Raw genomic sequence first — 6,477 nt, forward strand, 5'->3', positions numbered from 1 at the left:
ACCGCACGGATCTGTTCGAAGAGTCCGGCCTCGACGTCCCCGCCACCATGGCCGACTTCGTCGACGCCGCCATCATCTTGAGCGACGACAACGCCGACGTCGACAACTTCTCCGGCTTCTGGCTTCCCGGCCAGGACTGGCGCAACGCCGTCACCTTCCTCTGGGACGCCGGCGGTGAGCTGGCGGTGCAGAACGGCGACGCGTGGGAGGGTGCGCTCTCCACACCGGAGTCGATCGACGGGCTGGAGCTCGTGCAGCAGCTGTTCACCGAGGCCTCGGCGGCACCGAAGGACGGCAACGAGGCCGACCCCCAGGTTCCGTTCTGCGCGGGTGAGGTCGGCATGCTCTCCGCGCCCGGATGGGTCCGCTGGAGCATAGACGACGAGGAGGTCGGCTGCCCGGACATGATGGAGAACGTCGGCGTCTTCGCGATGCCGGGAACCGGCGGCGAGCCCGCGCCGGTCCTGCTCGGCGGCTCGAACATCGCGATCTCCGCCAGCTCCGAGAACCAGGAACTGGCCGCCGGACTGGTCGAGCTGATGCTGAGCGACGACTTCCAGCAGCAGTACGCCGAGAACGGGCTCACCCCGGCCAAGGCGTCGCTCGCCGACGGGCTCGGCGACGACGAGTACGCCACCGCATCGATCGAGGCGGTCAGCAACGCCAAGCTCACACCCGCGGCGGCTAACTGGGCCGTCGTCGAAGGGTCACGCGTTCTGGAAGACCTCTTCGTGGCGATCGCCAACGGAGGGGACGTCCAGCAGCTGGCCGAGGACGCGGACACCGCGATCACCGACCAGCTCGGCTGAGCACCGATGCCGGCTCACGACCCGGACCGGAGTGCCGTGTGACGAGCGCACAGCCCTTGACCCGCCGCCGGACGCCGATGCCCTACCTGCTGCTGGCGCCGGCCCTGGCCGTACTCCTGGCCGCACTCGGCTACCCGCTGTTCCGGCAGGCGGTGATGTCCTTCCAGGAGTACGGCCTGGCTCAGCAGTTCGGGCAGCCACCCGAATGGGTGGGCTTCGACAACTACACCCGGTTGCTGACCGACTCCTACCTCTGGGCCGTCATCGCCCGGTCGATCGGGTTCTGTCTGATCGTCGCCGCCACCACGATGGTGGTCGGTGTCGCCGTTGCCGTGCTGATGACGGCGGTCAGCCGGGGTGCCCGGCTGACCCTTCAGATCGCGCTTCTGCTGGCCTGGGCCATGCCGCATCTGGCCTCGCTGACGGTCTGGCAATGGCTGTTCGACGCTCAGTACGGCGTCGTCAACTGGTTGCTGACGCGGATCGGTTTCGAGCAGTTCGCCGGCCACTCCTGGTTGATCGATCCGCTCTCGTTCTTCGTCGTCGCGGGCATCGTCGTGGTCTGGATGAGCGTGCCGTTCGTGGCCTTCGCCGTGTATGCGGGCCTCACCCAGGTGCCGGCGGAACTGCAGGAAGCCGCGGCGATCGACGGCGCGTCCGCACGTGCGCGTTTCCGTCTGATCACCGTCCCTTTGATCAAGCCGGTGCTGCTGATCGTCGGGTTGCTGCAGATCATCTGGGATCTCAAGGTGTTCACCCAGATCTTCGTGCTCCAGGACGCCGGCGGAGTCACCCGCGACACGAACCTGATCGGTACCTACATCTACCGGCTGGGACTCGGTGAGGGGCAGTTCGGCCTGGCCGCCGCCGCGTCCTGGTTCATCCTGCTGGTCACGGTCGGCCTGAGCCTGTACTACGTGCGGATCCTGGTCCGCGACGACGAGGAGCTGGACGCATGACGACACGGCCGGCCGACGGCGGCGATCTGGTGGCCGCCCCTCCCACCGGATCCACCGCCCCACGCGGCACTCCCGTTGCGCCGGCAGGGCACGGACCGCCAGGTGTGAGGCGGTCGCCGGCTCGCCGTCGCCGCCGGATGCTCAACGTCGTGGCCATCGTGCTCGCCGCCATCTGGGCGTTTCCGGTCTATTGGATGGTGAACAGCTCCTTCCTGACCTTCAACCGGATCCGGAGCCCTGAGCCGACGTTCGTGCCGGTCGATGGCACGCTGGCCGCCTATCGGCGGGTGTTCGACAGCGACTTCCTCGACTCGCTGAGGATGAGCATGGCCGTCACACTCATCACGGTGGCGGCTGTACTGCTCTTCGCGTTCCTGGCGGCATTGGCGCTGTCCCGGTTCCGGTTCCGAGGACGCAAGAGCTTCGTCCTCGCGGTCCTCGTGATCCAGATGATCCCGGCTGAGGGACTGTTCATCTCCCAGTTCAAGCTCCTCGAAGGCTGGCAGCTTCTCAACAGCGTCATCGGGCTCTCATTGCTGTACATCGCCGGCGTCGTGCCGTTCACGATCTGGATGCTGCGCGGATTCGTCGCGGGCGTGCCCCGGGACCTCGAAGAAGCCGCGCTGGTGGACGGATGCGGCCGGGCGCAGGCGTTCTTCCGGATCACGTTGCCATTGCTCGCACCGGGTCTCGTCGCCAGCGGCGTCTACGCGTTCTTGCAGGCTTGGAACGAGTTCACCCTCGCGCTGGTCATCATGACCCGCCCCGAGAACATGACGCTGCCGCTATGGCTACGGACGTTCACCGACGCCAACCGCGCCAGCGACTGGGCCGGGATCATGGCCGGTTCCGCGCTGATCGCTGTCCCGGTGATCGTCTTCTTTCTGATGGTGCAACACCGGATGGCCTCCGGTCTGACGTCCGGCGCCGTCAAGGGGTAAGGATGGGTCAACCGTGCGATCACCGGAGCGCCGCGCGGCTCACTTCGGCGTTGGCACGCCACCTTCTCCCAGGTCGATACCGCATATGTCATTGGCGTGTGCGTTGAGCCTGCGCGTGATGTCGTACCGCTCATCATCGTCATTGGCGTAATCCAGGTCACCGCCCGCCGCGATGCCGCTCTCGTACAGATCGATCAGCCATCCCCAGTCAGCCTTGATCTCAGGCGGAGCTACCGCTTCGATCTCAACGAATCCGTCGAGCGCCTCCTGAAGCGAGTCGACGTCGCTCCGATCGAGGTCGATCAAGGTCATGTTGGTGACCGACAGGTAACCGCAGTATTCCTCGTTGCTTCCGGCGTCGACGTCGGGCGGCGTGTCGCCAGACGTGGGCGAACCGCTGGCCGTCGGCATGTCACTGGACGTGGGCATATCGTCAGGCGTGGGCGAATCGCTGACCGTGGGTGAGCCATCGCCACTCGGCGTGCCTTCAGCGTTTGGGGTGCCACCGTCGTCCGACGAGTCGTCATCGCCGCAGGCCGTCAAGCCACATGCCAGCGCGACCGTCACGATCGCGGTGGCCGCCCGGTGGATACGCATAGAGGAGATTCCTTTCATTGACAGTCCGACAAACGGACAGCAACTGTACCGGGTGACAACCCAGCCGCGGTGGATATATCAGCCGGGCGAGCTCGTGTGACGGCCTATGACCGGCGCCAGGCGCCATAGCGCCAGCGCCGCCAACACATGCCAGGCCGAGTGACCCTGCAGCACACTCTCCGGCGCGCAGAGCGGTCCCCCGCTGCGCGAGAGGGTACCGACGAGTGCACCCGTGCCGAGCAGGACCAGCGACGTCAGGATGGTGCGCCGAAACTCCCTGCGGTAGTACCAGCGCAGCAGAGACGCACCCACCGCCAACGCCGCCACGGACCCCTGAGCCGCCAGCCGCGCCGGTTCCGACACCTCGCTCACGACCACAACCACCAACGTCGGCACCACCCACCACACGGCGGGGAGACGACGTCCAGCGAGGTCCGCCGCCGCATCCGCGCCGACGAACGCCACTAGGGCCACCAGCGGCACGTCGTGCGGCAGCCCTGCCCAGGAAGGCGCAGGACCATGGAAGATGACCGAGCCCAGGCCGGTCGCCACAGTCAGGATGCCGTAGGTGACGCGTGCCGAGCCTCGACCCCGTCCGGCGGCCAGGATGGCGAGTCCGGCCAGGACGAACGCGAAGCTGGTGGCTGAGTTGACCGGCTGGCCCCAGAAGCCCTCCCCGAACAGCTCACAGTCGTTGTCCGCCGGCCGGTCCACACAGCGAGATTAGTCTCTAGGTTGCGTTCCAGGCGTGGTAACTCTCGACCTCGAGCCACGCGCTGACACGAGGACGGTCGCGGTTCGGATACTGGTCACCCGTGTAGTGCCGGGCCAGCCGGTCGATACCCGTCATGTCCGGGTCGTCCTCGAGCGTGACGGTCCCTTGCACGCTCACGTGCCGATACCAGGAGTCGCCGTCGAGCACGGTCAGCGAGACTCTGGGATTCGCCTTGATGTGCTCCAGGCGTTTGCGGCCGGCATCCAGATTGAGCAGGATTCGACCGTCGTCCCACAGATACCAGGTAGCTACCGTCACCGGTGTACCGTCCGGGCGGACAGTGCCCATCACCGCGGGGTTCGGCCTCTTGAGGATCTCCACCAGGCGTTCCGGGATAGGCGGCTTCGCCACGACAACTCCTTCACCTCACGCGTCTCGTCCATGACCGGCCGACGACCGCGGCACATGCACGGTTCTCAACCGCGGCGACGGCGTGGTTGCCGACGATACTCCACCGTCGCAGGTGGGCGCGGACGCAGTCGCTATCACCAGTAGGCTCGTATTCGTGTCCTCCTCGAATCGTGCTCTTTCGTTCGGGCAGATCGCCGGCGAGTACGACCGGATCCGTCCCACGTATCCGCCGGCCGCCATCGAGTGGGCGCTGGGCAATGAGCCCTGTCGCGTCGTCGACCTCGGTGCGGGCACCGGAATCCTGACTCGCCAGCTGCATGAACTGGGGCACGACATCGTCGCCGTCGAGCCCGACGCCGAGATGCGTGGCCTGCTCGAGTCCACAAGCCCAGGGCTGCGCACTCTGCACGGGTCAGGCGAGTCCATTCCTGTTCCCGACGAGTCGGTCGACGCGGTGCTGGCCGGGCAGGCCTACCACTGGTTCAGAACCGAGGAGGCCCACACCGAGATCGCTCGCGTCCTCCGCCCGCGTGGCGTGTTCGCGCCGATGTGGAACCTCCGTGACGAGAGCGCCCGGTGGGTGGCCGAGTTCACGGCTGCCGCGGAACTCAGCCAGGATGGATCGAACGACGTCGTGCGGCTCGTGGACTCCTTCGGCCCGCTGTTCGACACACCCGAACGTTCCCAGTTCTCTCATTCGGTGACGATGACGCCGGAGAGTCTGCTGGCTCTCATACGCTCCCGCTCCTACTACCTGGTCTCGCCACCGGAGCGACAGGCCGAGCTGGACGCGGCCGTGCGCACCTTCGCCGCCGAGCACCCCGACCTGGCCGGGCTGGAGCAGTTCGAGCTCCCCTACGTGGCGTACGTCTTCCGCGCGCGACTCCGGAGCTGATGACGCTTGCAGCGTCGCGCTGCAGGCCATGGATCCATCAGACACGTCCCAAAGCCGTGACACTATCCCGTGACACTGAACGTCGTTTCCGCAAGGATCCGGTAGCCGTCCTCCTCGAACAGGTATGCGACGTAATCACCCGGAGGTGGCGGCCATGTGTCCATACCCGGCCCTGGTGTATCCGCCGAGAATGTGACGGTTCCGTCGACGACCGGCTCCGTCGGAGTCTGCCCACCGCCCACGTACTGCCAGAACCGTGAGGCGATCGTCCCTGGGGTCTCGCCCGTCCGGTAGAACCCGACCCAGTCCGTAGCGTTCCCGGACGCGTTCGTGAACGCCGCCGCGATCGGCTCGCCGGACGAGTACGTCTCGGCGTCCAGGTTCAGCGTCGTCTGCTCGGCCCGGTCCCGCACTGTGATGGTCGTCGATGCCGTGGCGCCGTTGTGGCCATGAAGATTCACCGCGTACTCGCCGGGGTCGAGCAGGCGGCCTCTACCTATGCCGGCGCTGTCGTCCACGACGACCGTACCCGCCTCGCTCTGGGTCGGCACCACCCGGACCGGCACGCTCGACCGTCCAACCTTCGCGACGGTGATCCGGTCCCCACGGGCGGCACCGAGGAAATCGACCTCGATGGGCTCGCCTGGGTAGTAGACCGGCGAGTCGGTGGCCACCAGTGGGTCCAGCTCGGCGACGGGCTTCGGGACGACGCCGAGCTCGGACACGACGGCGCGGTGATCCGACGGCCACGGTTCGACGACGATGTCGCTGATCGTGGAGTCCTCGCCGACGACAACGCTGTCCCGCGTCGTGGCTGGACCGGCGGCGTAGACGTAGTCGATACGGTCGTGCACCTCGTCGTCGGTCATCGCTGGTGGCGGGTAGCCGGGTGTCCACGTGTACGCAGGAAACTCGACCTCGTCCGGGTGGGTCTCGCGGAAGGTGTCCCGGAAGCCCAGCTCCTCCAGCCGCGTGGACACCGGCCACGCGATCTCGTCGCGGAACTCCTCGTCGGACGCTTCGGCCGCCTCCCGCGTCCAGTCAAGGTGACTCGGCACGTTGAGGTCACCGGTCAAGAAGACCGGAACGCCCTGCTCGGCGAGGCCGGGAAGGATGTCCAGGTGGTCGGCGAGCTCGTCCAGGTGCCGCT

General features: G+C 67.0%; 8 protein-coding genes. 4 read left to right on the forward strand and 4 right to left on the reverse strand.

The window, feature by feature from the left end; all coding sequences use genetic code 11:
* The 3 genes from ELR45_RS39485 to ELR45_RS28715 form a co-directional block, all read left to right on the forward strand.
* Positions 1 to 809 (forward strand): extracellular solute-binding protein (locus ELR45_RS39485; protein ID WP_205857461.1); only part of this gene is annotated, 809 nt, incomplete at its 5' end.
* Between the two features lie 38 nt (positions 810 to 847).
* Complete coding sequence (locus tag ELR45_RS28710) at positions 848 to 1,768, forward strand: carbohydrate ABC transporter permease (RefSeq protein WP_205857462.1); 921 nt, start codon at positions 848 to 850, stop codon at positions 1,766 to 1,768.
* A complete protein-coding gene (locus ELR45_RS28715) occupies positions 1,765 to 2,709 on the forward strand; it encodes a carbohydrate ABC transporter permease (RefSeq protein WP_129669358.1) in 945 nt (314 codons plus the stop codon). The genes ELR45_RS28710 and ELR45_RS28715 overlap by 4 nt, the downstream gene beginning before the upstream one ends.
* 39 nt (positions 2,710 to 2,748) lie before the next feature.
* On the opposite strand, the gene ELR45_RS28720 is transcribed toward ELR45_RS28715, so the two are convergent.
* The 3 genes from ELR45_RS28720 to ELR45_RS28730 all read right to left on the reverse strand — a co-directional run bounded on the left by ELR45_RS28720 (position 2,749) and on the right by ELR45_RS28730 (position 4,432).
* A complete protein-coding gene (locus ELR45_RS28720; protein ID WP_129669359.1) occupies positions 2,749 to 3,306 on the reverse strand; it encodes a hypothetical protein in 558 nt (185 codons plus the stop codon).
* Between the two features lie 78 nt (positions 3,307 to 3,384).
* On the reverse strand, positions 3,385 to 4,020 hold the full coding sequence (locus ELR45_RS35960) for a hypothetical protein (protein ID WP_165368195.1): 636 nt from the start codon (positions 4,018 to 4,020) through the stop codon (positions 3,385 to 3,387).
* A 16-nt stretch (positions 4,021 to 4,036) separates the two neighbouring features.
* Complete coding sequence (locus tag ELR45_RS28730; protein WP_129669361.1) at positions 4,037 to 4,432, reverse strand: PPOX class F420-dependent oxidoreductase; 396 nt, start codon at positions 4,430 to 4,432, stop codon at positions 4,037 to 4,039.
* 154 nt (positions 4,433 to 4,586) lie between these two features.
* On the opposite strand from ELR45_RS28730, the gene ELR45_RS28735 reads away from it, so the two are divergent.
* Entirely contained in the window at positions 4,587 to 5,327 is a 741-nt protein-coding gene (locus ELR45_RS28735; protein WP_129669362.1) for a class I SAM-dependent methyltransferase, read from the forward strand.
* Positions 5,328 to 5,389: 62 nt separating this feature from the next.
* Here the strand turns inward: ELR45_RS28735 and ELR45_RS28740 are convergent.
* Positions 5,390 to 6,477 (reverse strand): endonuclease/exonuclease/phosphatase family protein (locus ELR45_RS28740; protein WP_205857463.1); only part of this gene is annotated, 1,088 nt, incomplete at its 5' end.

Source organism: Phytoactinopolyspora endophytica (assembly GCF_004138495.1).
In the GTDB taxonomy this organism is placed as follows: Bacteria; Actinomycetota; Actinomycetes; order Jiangellales; family Jiangellaceae; genus Phytoactinopolyspora; species Phytoactinopolyspora endophytica.